Genomic DNA, 17,365 nt, shown 5'->3' on the forward strand with positions numbered 1-17,365 from the left:
TCAGGTGAATGGTCCCTGGAAGTACCAGCTCTCGGAAATTTACTTTACCCCAGAGGTTGATGCCGAAGTCAAACGACTTGCTCAGTTAGCGGCATAAACCAACGGTTTTTGACTGTTCCAATCCCATGTGGACCGATTTAGGAAAAGTGCTCGAAATGAATGACCAGCGGGTTGAAATTGTCGGCATTTGTGAAGCCTCCGCCCCATTTGCCACATTTCCAGTGATGTTTGCCCGGTATAGCGAAGCCGTGACCTTTGTTGGCCGCGAGCGCAACACGCTGTCCTATGTTCTGGTGAAAGCACAGCCTCAGGTTTCAATTCGTGATTTAAGCCAGCGCATTCAGAAGACGTTTCCGGACCTGAAAGCCATGTCAGGCGAAGAGTTCGAATGGGCGACCATTTTTTACTACATTCGCAACACTGGGATTCCCGTCAATTTTGGCATCACCGTCACAATCGCGCTTCTGGTCGGAATGGTTGTGGCCGGACAAACCTTTTATATCTTCACCATTGAAAACCTCAAGCAATTTGGGGCACTGAAAGCGATTGGTGTCACCAATTACCGGCTGGTCGGCATGATTTTACTCCAGGCCCTGGTCGTTGGCAGTATTGGGTATGCCCTGGGTATTGCCCTGTGTGCCGCATTTTTTGATTTGACCCGTGACGTCGCGATCCAGCTCCGGGGTTTTATTTTGCTCTGGCAGATTTCAGTGGCTACTGCTGGCGTGGTGCTGGTGATTGTGTTGCTTGCCAGTCTGTTAAGCATCCGCCGGGTACTGGTTTTAGAGCCGGCGATTGTCTTTCGAGGGTAATTCAAATCCGGGTTCCGGGTTTTCAGAAGGGATGAGGGATGAGGGATGAGGGATGAAAGAAATCACTCTGTCATCCTGTCAGTGTGTCACCTTGTCATCCGCTCTGGGTTCCGGGTTTTGAAAAGACATAAAGGACGAAAAGGGCGAAAAGGACGAAAGTAAAGAATTCGAAAACCCTGAACCCTGAACCCCGAACCCTGAACCCTGAACCCTGAACCCTGAACCCTGAACCCTGATCGGTATCATTATGACAAACAACCCATCATCAATTGCCGTGTCGTGCCAGCAAGTGACCAAAGCTTTTGGCCAGGGCGAGTCTCAAACCATGGCCCTGCGTGGTGTTGACCTGGAAATCCAGTTTGGTCACATTATGACAAACAACCCATCATCAATTGCCGTGTCGTGCCAGCAAGTGACCAAAGCTTTTGGCCAGGGCGAGTCTCAAACCATGGCCCTGCGTGGTGTTGACCTGGAAATCCAGTTTGGTCAAATGTCGTTTCTTGTCGGGGAAAGCGGATCAGGCAAAACCACATTAATTTCCGTGATTGCCGGTTTGCTCGATGCCACCCAGGGCGAAATCACGGTACTTGGGCAAAATCTGACTCGCCTTTCGGGCAACCAGCAGGTTTTATTTCGCCGCCGGAATCTGGGTTTTGTCTTTCAGCAATTCAACCTGTTGCCATCGTTGACCGCTGCCGAAAACGTCGCGGTTCCACTCTTTGCTGCCGGAGTTGCCTATCAACCAGCGCTGGAACGAGCGGAAAAGCTCCTGGGCCAGCTTGGGATGGATCACCGCAAAAACAATCTGCCGTCGCAGCTTTCCGGCGGTCAACAACAACGAGTGGCACTGGCCAGGGCGTTGATTCACGAACCACGGTTGATTGTGTGTGACGAACCAACCTCCGCGCTTGATGCCGCCACTGGACGAACCGTGATGGAGCTCCTGGCTGGATTTGCGGTTCGGCCTGACCGGGCGGTAATTGTGGTGACGCACGACAGCCGGATTTTCGATTTTGCCGATACGATTGCCCATATGAATGACGGCCAGATTACGCAGCTTGAAACCAAAACCATTTAGGGTTCCGGGTTCCGGGTTCCGGGTTCCGGGTTCCGGGTTCCGGGTTCCGGGTTCCGGGTTCCGGGTTCCGGGTTTTCGATTTTATGTCCTTTGTATCCTTTATGTCTTCTCTCGACCCTGCCCCAAAACGAGGATTTATGAAAAAAACGTTGCCTGCTATTGCTTTAATTGCACTGATTTATGCCACGGTTTCAGTGGTCAATTCCCGGCCCAAACGTGTTTCACTTCCTCCGCCAGCAGAGCCGCCCAGGACCAGTTTTGCCGTTTCGGTGGCGGGGGTTGGGCTGGTTGAAGCCAGTTCGGAAAACATCTCGATCAGTACGCCGGTTTCAGGGCTGGTCACGCGAGTTGCGGTGAAAGTCGGGGATTTTGTCAAAGCTGGGGCCCCGTTATTTTCCCTTGATGACCGGGATTTACAGGCCGAATTAATGGTTCGGAAAGCCGCACTTGAAGTCGCCCGGCAAAAGTTGAAGCGATTGGAAGAATCTCCGCGCCCGGAAGAAATCCCACCTGCCGAGGCACGTGTCCGCGAAGCCGAATCAGCGCTCGGAGATGCCAAAATCCAGCTTCAGTTGATTGAAAGCGTGACCGACAAACGGGCGATTCGTGACGAAGACCTGCAGCGGCGGCGATTTGCGGTTCAGGCGGCCCAGGCTCGACTGGAGCAGGAACAAACCAAACTGGCGTTGCTCAAATCCGGATCCTGGAAGCCCGATCTCGAAGTTGCCCGTTCTGAAGTCCAGCAAGCTGAGGCCCAGGTCAAACGGATCCAAACCGACATCAACCGGTTGACTGTCCAGGCACTGGCCGATGGGCGAATCCTGCAGTGCAATGTGCGACCTGGCGAATACGCCCAGAGTGGCCAGCTCCCGAAACCGTTGATGGTCGTGGGCGATGTCGGAACCCTGCACATCCGCACCGATGTGGATGAAAACGATGCCGCGAAAGTCAAGGCTGGGGCCCAGGCGTACGCTTACCTGCGTGGCAAAACCGACCGTCAAATTCCACTTGAATTTGTTCGGTTCGAGCCGTTTGTGATTCCCAAAAAATCACTCACGGGCGATAGCACCGAACGGGTTGACACACGGGTGTTGCAGGTCGTCTATCGAGTGGTTGACCAGTCAGCCCCGATCTTTGTCGGCCAGCAGATGGATGTGTTTATTGATGGAAGCAGTAAACCATAGGGTTCCGGGGTCTTTAAGGGATGAGGGATGAAACCAAGGGATGAAAAAAATCACCTTGTCACCTTGTCACCTTGTCACCTTGTCATTTTGTCCGGGCTCCGGGTTTTCGAGATAATCCTTCTTTTGTCTTTTTTCTTTTCAAAGAGGTCCTGTATGAACCACAAACTGGCAGCGCTCGTGGCAATTGCACTCTTGAGTGGCGGCTGTGCCATCCCGCCCAAACGGGTCAAAATCGAAGTTGAACCGCCCGCTCAATGGAGTGCGGCTTCACCTCAAACGCCACTAGAGACCGCAGAGTTAAAGACCTGGTGGAAGACTTTTCAGGATCCAACGTTGGACTCGCTGGTTGAACGAGCGCTCACTTCAAATTTTGACCTGAAACTGGCGGCGGCACGGATTCGTGAAGCCCGCGGTGTCCGTGGTGTCACCGCGGCAACCCGGTATCCAGCCATCAATCAAACCGATTCGTTCCAGCGGGTTCGCGGAGGCTTTGCCCAGGGAGTGACGCGAGTTGGTTCATCTGGTGGCGGAACGCTGGTGACGCCATTTGAAACCAACAACTTTCAGATTGGGTTTGATGCGACCTGGGAAATTGATGTCTTTGGTGGTGTTCGAAATTCAGTCAACGCGGCCCAGGCCGAAGTCAACGTGGCGATTGAAAGCCAGCGCGATGTGCTGGTATCGCTTTTGGGCGAACTGGCCCGGACCTATGTTGAGTTGCGTGGTCTTCAGCGCCGGGTGGCTGTGGTTCAGAAAAACATTGCCGTTCAACAGGAAACTGTTCATTTGACGAAAGTTCGTTCACAGGCTGGCCTGGCGACGGAACTCGATGTTTCGCGAGCTGAAGCCCAACTGGCCACCACCGAAGCCATCCTGCCCCAATTAGAGGCCACCCTGGCACAGGCTATTCACCGGTTGGGAGTGCTCACCGGTCAAACGCCAGGAACGCTGATCGCCGAACTCACCCCAGTTGAGCCCATACCGTCGAGACCGCCTTCAGTGCCAGTTGGATTGCCAGCCGATTTGCTGCGTCGGCGCCCAGATATTCGACGGGCAGAAGCTCAAATTGTGGCGGCCACCGCCAGACTTCAAGTTGCCCAGGCCGAACGCTTTCCAAAATTTTCATTAACCGGGTCCTTTGGCCGTCAGGCCACGTCGGTCAGTGGGTTTACGCTTGGCGCCGGGAATTTCTTTGCGATTGGTCCTGGCATCCGGTTGCCGATTTTTACCGGGGGGCGAATCAAATCCAATATCGAAGTTCAAGACGCCCGCCTCGAACAATGTGCCCTTCAATATCAGCAAACCTTGTTGACGGCGCTGGAAGAAACTGAAAACGCACTGGTGGCCTATGCCCACGAAGAAGCCCGCCGTCAAAAACTGGTAGCCGCCGTCAAATCAAGCCAGCAAGCGGTTGAATTTGCCAATGAGCTGTATTTGCGTGGCCTCTCTGATTTTCTTTCTGTCTTGTCGGCTCAGCAAACCCAGTATGCCGCCGAAGATGAACTTGCCCAGAGTGAAACGAGCACGGTTGAATCCGCTGTCCGGCTCTATAAAGCACTTGGGGGCGGATGGTGATGAAAAGCATTGGGCTTGGGGCTGAAGACTCGCAAGCTCGGAGCAAAGGAAGGGATGAGGGATGAAGGATGAGGGATGAAAGAAACCCAATTCTTCAGCCCGCCTTCTTCAACCCCCGGTTTCTTCGGCCCCGGTTTGAGGGCCATAAGCGCCAGGATAAGGGAACAGAGCCCGATCTGGACAAGGGGACAAGGGGACAAGGAGAAAAAACATTCTCCCGCTCCCACCCGGAGGTCCTCAAGCTCATTCCACTTGTCAGATAGTCTCCGTGCCTCTGTGGCGCATTACCTCCTTGTCACCCACAGACTCAACTTTCCTTATCCTGGCGCTTATGCCTCCCTTCAATTGCTCTGAGCCTGATATCTCCCGTCCTCATTTCGACATTTGTGAACGCGTTCACAACAAGTTAAAATATTGAAAATAAATATTTTAAGTAGTCCTATATAGTTTGGTTGATATATTTTTCCGTTCACTTTAAGATCGAGTTTTTCTACTTTCAGGCAGCAACTCTCTCGTTTTCAATTTACAGCTCACACCTTCCTCCCCTTCAAACTTGCCGTTTTTTTCATTGAATAAAATGGAAAAATGAACGATTCTCCTGAAGATTCCTTGCCGATGAGATCTAAATTCCCCAAGATGGCCGTACTGGCCAGCTTTCCAACTCCTTCTCTACTCAATCAAAACCAAATGAAACACCCGGTGGTGATTGAATCACCCCCTTGCTTCGGACGAAGCGTCTGAATTGTTGTTAACTGTACCTTTTCAAGGAGGATCCCTTTGTGAAAACCCGCAAAACATCACTATTTGCCGTGCTGTTTCTGGTTCTTTCCGCGTTCAATTTTAGTCCCTCTGTCACAAAACCATTTGAAACTGTTGTCAATGCTCAATCAGCAACTGTTCCCGCAGAGATCATTTTTGCAACCACGTCCACCAATTCGTTAATCAGTTTTTCAACTTCAGCACCAACCTCACTTTTATCCAGCGTTGCGATTTCAGGATTAGCCGACGGTGAGCGTTTTGTCGGAATTGATTTTCGCCCGGCGACCGGCCAGCTTTATGGGGTAACCACTGCCAGCCGGATGTACACAATTAACCCCGGAACGGGTGCCGCAATGGCCGTTGGATCAGCCGCTTTCACGCCCGCCGCCAACGGTGGCAACTTTGGATTTGACTTTAACCCAGTCCCAGACCGAATTCGGTTTGTTTCCGACGCTGAGCAAAACTTGCGGCTCAATCCAAATACCGGCGGAGTTGCCGGAACCGATACCAACCTGGTCTTTGCCCAGGGTGATGCCAGTGCTGGGGCAAATCCTTCCGTTGCAGGTGTGGCCTATACCAATAACTTTGCTGGAACACCTCAAACCACGCTGTATGGAATTGACACCGGTCTGGACATTGTGGTGCGCCAGGGTGATTTTACCGGAGCGCCGATATCCCCGAACTCCGGCCAGTTGTTCACGGCTGGTCCGCTCGGTGTGAATGCCACCGGTCGGGTTGGGTTCGACATCGCGAGTGCCGATGGTCGCGCCTTTGCCACATTGAATGTGGATGGGGACCCAGGGTCAAGCCTCTTTCAGATTAACCTGATCAATGGCCGCGCCTCGTTCCTTGGCTTTGTCGGCAACCAGGTGGTGGTTGAATCAATGTCAATTGCGCCACACCCGACTGTTTTTGGCCTGACGGAAAATAATGCGCTGGTAACTTTTGATGGCACCAACCCGGGTCCAGTTCTGAGCCGCGTTCAGATTTTCGGCATCCAGGCTGGCGAAGCCGTTTTGGGCATTGATTTCCGACCCGCAACTGGTCAGTTGTATGCCCTTGGCAGTTCCAACCGGATCTACACCATTGATACTCGAACCGGTGAAGCCAAGGCGGTTGGAACCACACCGTTTACGCCAGTCCTGGCCGGCACCTCTTTTGGATTTGACTTTAACCCGGTTCCTGACCGCATCCGGGTGACCTCCAACACCGCCCAAAACCTGCGCCTGCACCCAGATACCGGGGCAGTTGCCGCAACGGACGGAACCCTTGCCTTTGCCGCGGCGGATCGCAACGCGGGCGTGACGCCCTCCGTGGTCGGTTCGGCCTATACCAACAGCGTCAACCTGGCCACCACGACCACGTTGTATGACATTGACTTCAACCTGGACAGCCTCTTGATTCAGAACCCACCCAATGATGGTGTTCTCAACACAGTGGGCCGACTCAACGTCAATGCCACATCAGCCGTTGGATTTGATATTTCTTCGATTGATGGATCAGCACTGGCTTCAATCACGCCGGAAGGCGCGGCGTTCACCAATTTGTACCGTGTCAGTCTGGTCTCAGGTCAGGCGACGCTGGTCGGTCGAATTGGCGACCGTATCCGGGATGTGGCGATTGATCTGAATCAGGCCCGACTGGCCATCAACCAGTCCGCTGATAAGACCACGATCAAACCGGGTGAAACCCTGACCCTGACGATTACCGTCAACAATTTCGGCCCGGATGTCGCCACCAACGTCGTGGTGAGAAATCCACTCTCAGCCATGCTGGTTTCGGTTGATTCAGCCGTCGCCAGTCAGGGAACGGCGACCATGGCCACTGCGGATAATGTGATCACCGTCACCGGCAACCTGGGCTCAATCCCAGCCGGTGGTTCGGCTACGGTAACGCTGATGGTGAAAGCCAATGCCGGCGCCACAGGCCAAATCGCCAACACCGTCACGGTGCTCACGGGAAGCGGTGACCTCAACCGAGGAAGCAACACGTCCGTGCTGAACCTGACCATTTCACAATAGTCAGGTCAGATTTCAACCAGAACAGTGTTCTGATGTTTTGTGAGGGCAATCCCACCAGGGATTGCCCTTTTTCTTTTGGAAGCGAAACCATTTCTCCTGACCGGAATAAACCCTGGCTGACACTGATTTCCGAAGCTTTCCTGTTTAATTTCAATCTATTCAAAATGGAGCATTCTCTCATGCGGAAATTTGTGTTTGTGTTTTTCAGTATCGTGATGTTTGGAACCTTGGTATGGCATCCGTCGGAACGCCTTTCAGCCCAGCAAAATACGGCCAGCGCCAATCGCACGACGCCGGTTGAAGTTGGTCGGAAAGCCCCGGATTTTTCACTCCAGGATCAGGATGGACAAACGGTCAAGCTTTCTGCCCTGCGGGGGAAATCCCCAGTGGTGCTGGTGTTTTATCGTGGCTCCTGGTGCCCGTTTTGTGTTCGGCAATTGACCGAACTGGGATCACTTGCCCAATCCGGGGAAAATGTGCGCGTGCTGGCCATCAGCGTTGATCCAGTCGAAGAAAACAAAAAACTGGCCCAAACACTGGCCGCCAAATCTGGCGGGAATCTCACGTTCTCAATTTTGTCTGACCCAGGCCATCAGGTGATTGATCGCTTTGGACTGCACGACCCGGCCTATGACGGCAAGCGGTTTGATGGGATTCCGCACCCGGCGGTGTATGTTCTCGACAAGGCTGGAAAAGTAACCTGGGCTCGGGTGGAGCAGGATTACAAAGTACGACCCACCGTTTCAGAAGTCCGGGCAGCACTCGATTTGGTCAAAAAATAATCCAGCCCAGAGGTGACAATCAGGTGGTGCCGTTTCGATCAAAAACATTGAGTCAACGTGCATAAAAAGGTTATAACCTGAGGTCGAATCCACATCCTGGAAGGTTCACGACCAGCACGTCCAGTCACCACGTCGTCACCCATTCACCTGCAAAATTTCTTGCCGCTGATGCTGGCCTGAAGGGAAGTTCTTCCTTGATTGGAACCAACTTCCCTTTTTTCTTTTGTTTCCATTGTGAATGCAACGGCCTGGGTTATAGTTTTTCAGATAAATATTTCCGTGGTGTTTTCGATGATCATCGTTCAGAAACTATTGAAAAATTTGGATTTCTTTTTCGTGTCGTTCGTGTGTTTCGTGGTTTCTTCATCTGAAATTCTATACTTCCTGGCTTGCGAATTTTTGTCCTTTTCCTGCCCTGCTCTTGAAAATCTAATCTGAAAGCGGTGTCAAGCCACCGCACTCCGAAATTTTCGGCGGTACCAGATGCATGCTTGACTTCAGCCGTGTTAGGCTGTAAGTACATTCACCGCTTGCAGTTTGCTTCGGTCAAGCCCTAATCGAAGGCAACACTCGGGCTCACTCCACATTCCGACTCACGACTTCACACTTTCACCTCTTTTGGACCATTGCTGGCTGGACTGTCTGGTCAAGGTTCATTCAACCACTTTTTCACCTGATACCTTTATGAAACACCTCAGCGGACTTGATGCAACGTTCCTCTATCTTGAAACTCCGGAAACCCCGATGCACGTCGGGAGCATGCATTTATATGACCTCCCCGAAGGCTTTGACGGTGATTTCTATGAAGAAGTGAAAAAACACGTCTCCAGGCGCATGCACCTGGCGCCGGTGTTTCATCGCAAACTGGCGTTGATGCCGTTTGAACTGGCCAATCCCGTCTGGGTCGAGGATGACGACGTGGACCTGGATTACCACATCCGGCGGATTATGCTTCCCAAACCGGGAACCATCGAACAACTTGAAGCCTACGTTGGCCGACTCCACTCCAGCCTGCTCGACCGAAGCCGCCCACTCTGGGAGTTTTATGTCATTGAAGGGTTACAGTCAGGTCAGGTCGGGTTTTATTCCAAAGTTCACCACGCGGCGATTGATGGTCAGGCCGGGGTTGCCTTCGCCAGTGCGGTACTGGATATCTCGCCCGTCCCACGCGAAGTCAAACAACCGGTCCGGCGGCGTGGGATTCAATATCAGCTTGGCGTGGCCGAACTCATCCAGGCGGCGTTGACCAACGTTGTTGCGCAATATGCCAAACTGATCTGGTACCTTCCAAAAACAGCCAAAACCCTTGGCAGTGCTTTGATTCCGGAAAAAGATTCCTCCGGGAGACGTCGTTTTTCCTGGCCGAAGAACCTTTCACTCGGTCCTCGAACACTTTTTAATGTCTCAATTACCAATCAGCGCACTTTTGGGTCAGTTTCAATTCCGCTCGACGAAGCCAAACAAATCGCCAAAGCGGTCAACGTCACGATCAATGATGTGGTTTTAGGATTGTGCAGCGGTGCCATGCGGCGCTATTTGGAAGAAAGCGGATACGATGGAGTTCCCAAAAAGCCGATGGTGGCCGCCGTTCCCGTGTCGCTTCGCGAGGCTGGAAACACTGAGCAAAATACACAGGCCACAATGATGCTCTGTAGCCTTGCTTCCAATATTAAAGATCCCATCGAACGACTCAAAGCCATTAAATCTTCAACCAGCGCGGCCAAAGAATCCATCAACAACTTCAAAGCGGTGATTCCGACTGATTTTCCATCATTTGGCGCTCCCTGGCTGATGAGCGGCCTGGCCTCGCTCTATGGCCGGTCAAAGATTGCCGACAATTTACCTCCCATTGCCAACGTCGCTATTTCAAATGTGCCGGGTCCACCGGTACCGCTGTACCTGGCGGGCGCCAGAATGCGGACTTACTATCCGGTTTCAATCATCATGCACGGCATGGCGCTCAACATCACGGTGGAAAGCTATCAAGGTTCGCTTGATTTCGGCCTGACCGCCTGCCGCCGGGCCATTCCAGACGTCAAAGATCTGGCCAACTATATCGCTGACGCCCATCAGGAACTCAAAACCAAAGTAACGGCCTATGTGGCTGAAATGGCCGCCAAAGAAGCCGCCCGTGCGCTTCCACCAGCCACCGCCGAAGACGAAGCCAAAGATATCATCCGTCCACGCCGGGGCCGCCGACCTCAAACAAAAGCCGTCAACATCGAAATCACCACGCCACGAACGGTCCCCATCGAAGTCGAGAACGTGAAAGTCGAAACGAAACCCAAACGTGGTCGCCGCCCAAAAGCAATTCCAGCCGAGGTCATCGCGACTGAAGCTGAACCAGCAACCGTCACCAGCATCCGAACCCGCAGACAACGCAAAACCAGTTGAGCTGGAATCACACCAGATACCTGAGTTTGCGCTGAAAATCGTTCGCCTGCCAGAAAACTTCCAACCAGCATTCTGAACTGTATGCCGCAGCAGACCGTCCAGCCAGGGAAATCCTGACCTTTGTTGAAGAGAATAAGGACTTGATCGTGTATGGCAAACCAGACAGGCTCATCCGAACCAGAAGGACACGGACCAGTAAACAGTACTTCACGCCGAAAATATGCGTACAAACCGCCTTCCCCAATCCTGACCGCATTGGAAATCCGCGCCTCGTGGGAACTTGGCGCCTGGTTGATGTCGCTCCCGCTTCTGAGGAGCGCGCCCAAAGGTGATGGCCACCCGGTGCTGGTCTTTCCCGGACTCGCCGCCAGTGATTTTTCAACCATCCCGTTACGCCAGTTTTTGAAAGGAATCGGATACACACCCTATCCCTGGAATTTTGGCCGAAACCTTGGCCCTCGCCCCGGAGTCCTGCGCGGCTGTGCCGAACACGTGAAAGAGTTGCGCGAAAAACACGGCCAGAATGTCAGCTTGATCGGTTGGAGCCTGGGTGGCCTCTATGCCCGTGAAGTGGCCAAGATCGCTCCGGAACACGTCAGATATGTTATTACCCTGGGAACACCGTTCACAGGTCACCCAAAGGCCAACCACGCGTGGCGTTTTTTTGAATTCGCCAGTGGATTAAAAGTCGGAGATCCCAAACTTCACGAACCGCTCCGGCACTCGCCTCCCGTTCCCACAACCTCGATTTATAGCCGTTCGGATGGGGTCGTCTCCTGGAAATGTTCCCTCGAAACAGAATCCCCACTCACCGAAAATATCGAAGTCATCGCCAGCCACCTGGGGATGGGGGTGAATCCGGCAACCCTGTTTGCCATTGCCGACCGGCTCTCCCAACCCGAAGGACAATGGAAAAAATTTGAACGGTACGGCATTCGCAAACTTTTCTACCCCGAACCCCGATACTACCGACACTGAGGGCAGCGAAGGAGCGAAATAGCGAGTCGCGAGTCGTCAATCCAGTGAAATTTGTGAACGCGTTCACAACTGGTTAAGAGATAGAAAGCAAATGCTTTAAGTGGTCCTAGCCAGTTTTGTTGATCTTTTGTCTTACGCCTCGCGCCTCGCGACTTACGCCTCGCTTTGGACTTTCAATTTTCAGGTTTATTACAAAAGAAAGTCAGGAATGAAACCTGACCGACGATTGTGGGGCATTGCTTCCTGACAGGGCGAGGCAGAGTTGAGTTGATTCTCACAACTGGCCAAAGAATGGATATAGGCTTCGTACAAATTATGGTTATGACCGAAGTATGAAAGGTCAGTGTCGGCCCATCCGATTGAGACGGATGACTGCGAACCCAAACTTCCGAATTATTTCCTCTTTTTCAGGCCAGAACTGACTTTTTCACTGTAATCATGGCATTCGGGTCTATCCAGTTTCTTCAAGTTGTGAGAAACTAGACTGCTTCACACAAACTGCGGTTTGCTTCCCATCGAATCGGCCAAACAACGGATAACTTGAGGCAACTTTTTGGTTACATGGTTTTAATCTGAGGGTGAAATACTGGTCTATCTTTGCGCAGTTAATTACACCCTCGAATTGCATCCCTTGCTGGGGATTATAACAACAACAAAAGAAAGGAAGAACATTATGGATATGAATATAACTACTCCCATTGAAGGGATTGATCGGTTTTTTTCATTGGCGAAAAAAAATTATCCAAAGGCATTTGCTGACGACGCTGAAAATGTGTGGCAACTGGTGGAAGCATTCCCCATCTCCGGGTGTAATCCCGCTTATGAATGTGACCTGGTTCTGCAGGAATACCGGTCCACGGAACGCCGGTCCTATACCTACTGGTCATGCAAAATTGACATTTCAGAGCTTTCAACCACTCCTGAACGACGGCACTGAGTAACACATGCTGAACCTGGAGGCCACGCCCGATGCACCGTGACTCCAGGTTCGCCAGAGTTTTCCCCTACGCCTCCCCTCGATAAATAATTCTTCCCACTCCTGAAGTAAAACTCCCCACTTTTTCTGTTGTTTCTTTGTGATGAAAGAAGCGAATGCACCTGTACCGGCGCCGCCTTAATATTATTCAGGTTAACAAGTCATTTCTTTTCAATATCTTTCTTCATGTATTCATCAACCAGTCAATAATACACTTGAATTTTCTGGTCAGGGAACGAAACTTGCCTCCGGATGGACCATTGCGTCCCGGCGCTTCTTTTCTTCATTTCAGGTCTTTTACTTTTTTAAACCCAGAGATCATCCTATGACAGCACCATCGAACCTTCAGTCCCAAATCAATTCCCTCCTTGCCAATCAAGTCGAATATCCAGCACCGCCATCAGTCAGACACTTTGTGCATCGGCCAGTGACTGACTCTGATTACCAGTATTCAATCACGCATCCTGAGCAATTCTGGGCGGACGAAGCTGCAAAATTTATCTGGACCCGACCATATGACCAGGTTTTTCAATCGGACGGCGTCCATCACCAGTGGTTTGTCGGTGGTAAAACCAACATTACCCTCAATGCCCTGGACCGGCATGCCGGTTCGACCCACTGCAACCGGGTGGCGTTTATCTGGCTGGGCGAGGACGGCAGCGAACGGATGGTGACGTATAGCCAGCTTCGCCGAATGGTTGGCCGGCTGGCGAACGGGTTGAAATCCATCGGGGTCACCAAAGGCGACCGGGTGATCATTTATCTTCCTCTGACCATCGAGGGGATTGTGTCAATGCTGGCCTGTGCCCGGATTGGGGCGATTCATTCGGTGGTATATGCGGGTCTGGGGCACACGGCGCTTCGGGATCGGATTGACGACGCTCAGGCCAAAGTGGTGATCGGGGGCGATGTGGGCTACCGCCGGGGGAGAGCCGTTCCACTCAAATCCATCGTTGACGAAGCCGTGGCGGACCTTGAATGCGTCGAAAAAGTCGTATTTTTCTCGCGTCGGGATCCAGCCGCCGAAATTACCAGTGTCCGGCAAATGGATTTTAATGACCTGCTGAAATTCCCGGCGGATTGCCCGGCTGAGGAAATGGACGCCGAGGACCCATTGTTTATTCTCTACACCTCCGGAACGACCGGGAAGCCCAAGGGCGTGGTTCATGTGCATGGCGGGTTTATGGTTGGAACGACCTATCACCTGGAGACCTTCCTCGACGTGAGCCCGCGCGATGTCTTCTGGTGCACGTCAGACATCGGCTGGATCGTCGGGCATTCCTACATTGTCTATGCGACGCTTTGCACGGGCGCGACAACCTTGATCCGCGAAGGCTCGATAGATTACCCGCATCCGGGTATCGCCTGGGAAATCGTCGAGCGGTACGGCGTGACGAAGATGTTCACCGCACCGACGGCACTGCGGATGTACATGAAATTTGGCGAAGCCCTGCCGGCCAAATATGACATTTCGACCCTGCGCGTCATTGCCTGTGCCGGAGAACCACTCAACCCGGAAGCCTGGCGCTGGGCTCAAACCCATCTGGCTGGGGATGGCAAATGGGGCTACGTTGTGGATAACTGGTGGCAAACCGAACTCGGTGGACCGACGATTGGAACAGCACCCAATATTGCCATGCGGCCAGGAAAGGTTGGTTGCGCCCTGCCCGGTGTCGAAGCCGACGTGGTGGATCCACAGGGGAATCCGGTTCCGCCGGGAACGGGCGGCCTGCTGGTTCTCAAGCGTGCCTTTCCGCATATGATGCGAACTGTCTGGAATGATGCGCCGCGCTACGAGAAGATGTGGCATCCGCTGCCGGGTCACACGCCTGAAAATCCGAAGATGGGATATTTCAGCGGTGACATTGCCGTCAAAGATGAGCAAGGGTACATCGCGGTTTTAGGCCGGGCAGATGACGTCTTAAATGTGGCGGGTCACCGCATTGGAACAGCAGATGTCGAATCAACCCTGGTTTCCCATCCGGCGATTGCCGAAGCCGCTGTAATCGGCATTCCAGACCCAATCAAAGGTGAAAACATCAAAGCCTTTGTCGTGGTGCGACAGGGACATCACGCCACGGAATTCCTCGCGGCCAGCATCACCGAACACGTTCGCCGGGAACTTGGCCCGATTGCGACCCCGGCGGCGATTGAATTCCTGGGCGCACTCCCCAAGACCCGCTCCGGAAAAATTATGCGGCGTTATTTAAAAGCCAAAGAACTGGGCCAGGATCCGGGCGATATTTCCACCCTGGATGAATAGAAAAACAGGGATCGGAAAGACGGGGCCGCGAAACAAGAGGCCATTAGAGAAGAGAACTTCCATACCGGGAGCAGGTAAATTCAGATGAATCTGCTCCCAGTAAAAAAATAATTTTCAAGAAAATTTCCTGTAATGGATCCGGAAATGATGTCACTGAGTGGCGAACAGAGAAAAGACAGGGCTTAGACCCGGTCAACGCTCTTACGCTCAGCAAGGCGATGAAAGAACAATTTCAGTTCATTTCACGTCATTTTCACATCAATCTAACCATTATGAAGGAGTTTTTTTGTCATGCATTCGAACGATAACACCAACCAGTCCCGCAACACCGTCAAAAAACTGCACCTGAAAAAAGAAACCATCAAAGTGCTCCAAAGCTCTGAATTGAAGCAGGTTGCGGGTGGAGCAAGCTCTCCAAAAGATGGATGTACCCCACATATGACTGAAACTTGTCCAGGTAATTGTGGCACAGCAGTGACCTGCTCAGATGATGGTTGTTGGGGCTGGACTTATTGGATTTGCTAGTGTTTTAGAAACGAATTGAGAAGTTGTTGGGAAACTTCACTCTATAGTTTTTCAGATAAATATTTCCTGGGAACGCCGGCATCCTGCCGGCACAAAGTGGTTAATTTTCAATCAGATGCCGGCAAGATGCCGGCGCTCCCAGGGGGAATCTTTTTCTGAAAGGCTATAGCTATTCAGATAAAGAGGACAGAGTTCAAACTTTTGCTTGCTTCCATCGAACAGATCGTACAATTCAAGTTTCATCAAGAGCTTGAATGACGCAAAGTAACGATTGGCGCAAACTCAAGCTTGAACTCTGTCCTCTTTTTGGACCATCAGGCTGTTATGGAAAATCTACGATTCGGCTGGTCGCCGATTTTTCCTCACGAACCCAGCCTTACAAATCGCCGCCTTCCCTGAACGGTAAACCAATCAATTGAAAAGTTAGACTTTCTTTACCCCCGAGATGATATGAAATCTGTTCTTTCAAGAAGGAAGCTGAATCCATACGTTTTGGTTATTGTCCTTCCGTTAGGGATCATTGGCTCTCTCATGCTGACCAATGCCCGACACGATGTAAAACCCACAATCATCGCAGCCAGTTCTTCTAAAACTGTTCCAGCTACCTGTGCTCCAAATTTCCACCCCACACCTGTCGAACCAGCCCCGGCTCCAGTCAGCTACCTTGGGACAGTGTTTGCCCACGAGTCAGTGGATATTGCCGCAAAAGTTGAAGGACGGCTGGATGAGGTCTATGTCGGGTTAGGGGACCATATTAAAGCCCAGATGGTGATCGCCCGGCTCGATCCGCTGCCGATTCAACAGGAACTCAAGGTTTCCGAAGCGTCTGCCCAGGTGGCCCAATCCGAACTCCATAAAGCTGAATTAGAACTGGTTGACGCTCAGGAACGCTATGCCCGACGGGTTACCCTGGCCGAAAGTGGCGTTCTTTCCCAGGAAGAAATGCTGACCGCCAAACGTCAAGTTGAGATCATTGCCACCAATGTTGATATCGCCAGGGCCCGGGTTGCCGAGCGCGAGGCCATGATTGCCCAAATTAAAGAACGGTTCGCCGGGGTGGAAATCCGCTCACCCTATGACGGCATTATTTCTGCTCGCCACCAAAACCCCGGCGCCCTCATGACCCGTGGTGAGCCAATTGTGAGCCTGTCTAAATCCGATGACCTGTGGGTCCGGTTTGCACTTCCCTCCGACCAAATTCATACAGTGGTTCCGGGAGCAACGGTGATGGTGCGAATCGAGAGTTTAGGAGCGACGATTCCCGGCTCAATCGAGCAAATCGCACCCACTACGGATGCGGCTTTGCAAATTGTAATGGTGGAAGCAAGACTGCAGGCGCCGATTGCCACCGCCCAACGCTTGCAGCCCGGATTTGTCGGCCAGGTGTTTTTAAACCCCACTGCGCGGCAAACCAGATAATACCAGTTTGTAGTCAGTAGATCGCAGCCAGTAGTCCACTAACTTCAATTGATTGAATCACTTAACTGTTTTCTAATACGATCACTTCATTCCAAAATAGTATGAAGTCGGTCATTCCCAGGACTGATTTCTGACTCCAAACTGTTTTTATTTATACCATTTTGGAATGATGATGTCGTATTAGCAAAAGGCTAAATAGTTGGAAGATATGTATTTCCCTCAGCCCTTAGCCCAATACCCTCAGCCCTAAATGATACTACCGTCGCTCACCGCAGCCTTAGGGAGCGTTAAAAAATAAGTTCCTGGGGCGTGTTTTGCCACATCCAGGTTTTGGTCTTGCACCGCGAAGCGTTGCCGTTCGGATAGCCGGTCGGTTGGCCGCTTTGGGCCTACCACCGGATCCAAAGGCTACCCCCCTTGGTGCTCCCCCACTTCGCCCGCGCCCCTGCGGGGCGCGGGCGAAGCGGGGGAGCACTGGAGAGAACGAACCTGTTCCCGGTGGTAGCTCCCAAAACCTCGCAACCACCGGCTATCCGAACGGCAGCCCTCCGGGATGCTCAATCCAAATGCCTGATTCCCAAAAGAAAACGGGAAGTTGA

Annotated in this window: 11 protein-coding genes; all 11 read left to right on the plus strand. The window is 52.2% G+C overall.

What is annotated here, in order from left to right; all coding sequences use genetic code 11:
- The first annotated feature begins 125 nt into the window (after nt 1-125).
- The 11 genes from HY774_26420 (at nt 126) to HY774_26470 (ending at nt 16,766) form a co-directional block, all read left to right on the plus strand.
- Entirely contained in the window at nt 126-812 is a 687-nt protein-coding gene (locus HY774_26420; protein ID MBI4752038.1) for an FtsX-like permease family protein, read from the plus strand.
- 370 nt (nt 813-1,182) lie between these two features.
- The gene (locus HY774_26425) at nt 1,183-1,890 is read left to right on the plus strand and encodes an ABC transporter ATP-binding protein (GenBank protein MBI4752039.1); all 708 of its coding nucleotides are present in this window, start codon (nt 1,183-1,185) and stop codon (nt 1,888-1,890) included.
- Nucleotides 1,891-2,027: 137 nt separating this feature from the next.
- Nucleotides 2,028-3,074 (plus strand): efflux RND transporter periplasmic adaptor subunit, encoded by a 1,047-nt coding sequence (locus tag HY774_26430; protein ID MBI4752040.1) that lies wholly within the window; start codon nt 2,028-2,030, stop codon nt 3,072-3,074.
- 153 nt (nt 3,075-3,227) lie between these two features.
- Nucleotides 3,228-4,649 carry an efflux transporter outer membrane subunit gene (locus HY774_26435; protein ID MBI4752041.1) on the plus strand — a complete coding sequence of 474 codons (1,422 nt, stop codon included), beginning with the start codon at nt 3,228-3,230 and terminating at the stop codon, nt 4,647-4,649.
- Nucleotides 4,650-5,428: 779 nt separating this feature from the next.
- On the plus strand, nt 5,429-7,429 hold the full coding sequence (locus HY774_26440; protein MBI4752042.1) for a DUF4394 domain-containing protein: 2,001 nt from the start codon (nt 5,429-5,431) through the stop codon (nt 7,427-7,429).
- A 179-nt stretch (nt 7,430-7,608) separates the two neighbouring features.
- Entirely contained in the window at nt 7,609-8,211 is a 603-nt protein-coding gene (locus tag HY774_26445; GenBank protein MBI4752043.1) for a redoxin domain-containing protein, read from the plus strand.
- Nucleotides 8,212-8,895: 684 nt separating this feature from the next.
- On the plus strand, nt 8,896-10,605 hold the full coding sequence (locus tag HY774_26450) for a wax ester/triacylglycerol synthase family O-acyltransferase (GenBank protein MBI4752044.1): 1,710 nt from the start codon (nt 8,896-8,898) through the stop codon (nt 10,603-10,605).
- A gap of 150 nt (nt 10,606-10,755) precedes the next feature.
- Nucleotides 10,756-11,583, plus strand: a complete 828-nt coding sequence (locus HY774_26455; protein MBI4752045.1) for an alpha/beta hydrolase — start codon at nt 10,756-10,758, stop codon at nt 11,581-11,583.
- Between the two features lie 679 nt (nt 11,584-12,262).
- Nucleotides 12,263-12,520 (plus strand): hypothetical protein, encoded by a 258-nt coding sequence (locus HY774_26460; GenBank protein MBI4752046.1) that lies wholly within the window; start codon nt 12,263-12,265, stop codon nt 12,518-12,520.
- Nucleotides 12,521-12,884: 364 nt separating this feature from the next.
- Entirely contained in the window at nt 12,885-14,822 is a 1,938-nt protein-coding gene (locus HY774_26465) for an acetate--CoA ligase (protein ID MBI4752047.1), read from the plus strand.
- A 975-nt stretch (nt 14,823-15,797) separates the two neighbouring features.
- Nucleotides 15,798-16,766: an efflux RND transporter periplasmic adaptor subunit gene (locus HY774_26470; protein MBI4752048.1), complete on the plus strand. Its 969-nt coding sequence runs from the start codon at nt 15,798-15,800 to the stop codon at nt 16,764-16,766.
- Nucleotides 16,767-17,365: the final 599 nt, after the last annotated feature.

Source organism: Acidobacteriota bacterium, from assembly GCA_016208495.1.
GTDB lineage: Bacteria > Acidobacteriota > Blastocatellia > Chloracidobacteriales > Chloracidobacteriaceae > JACQXX01.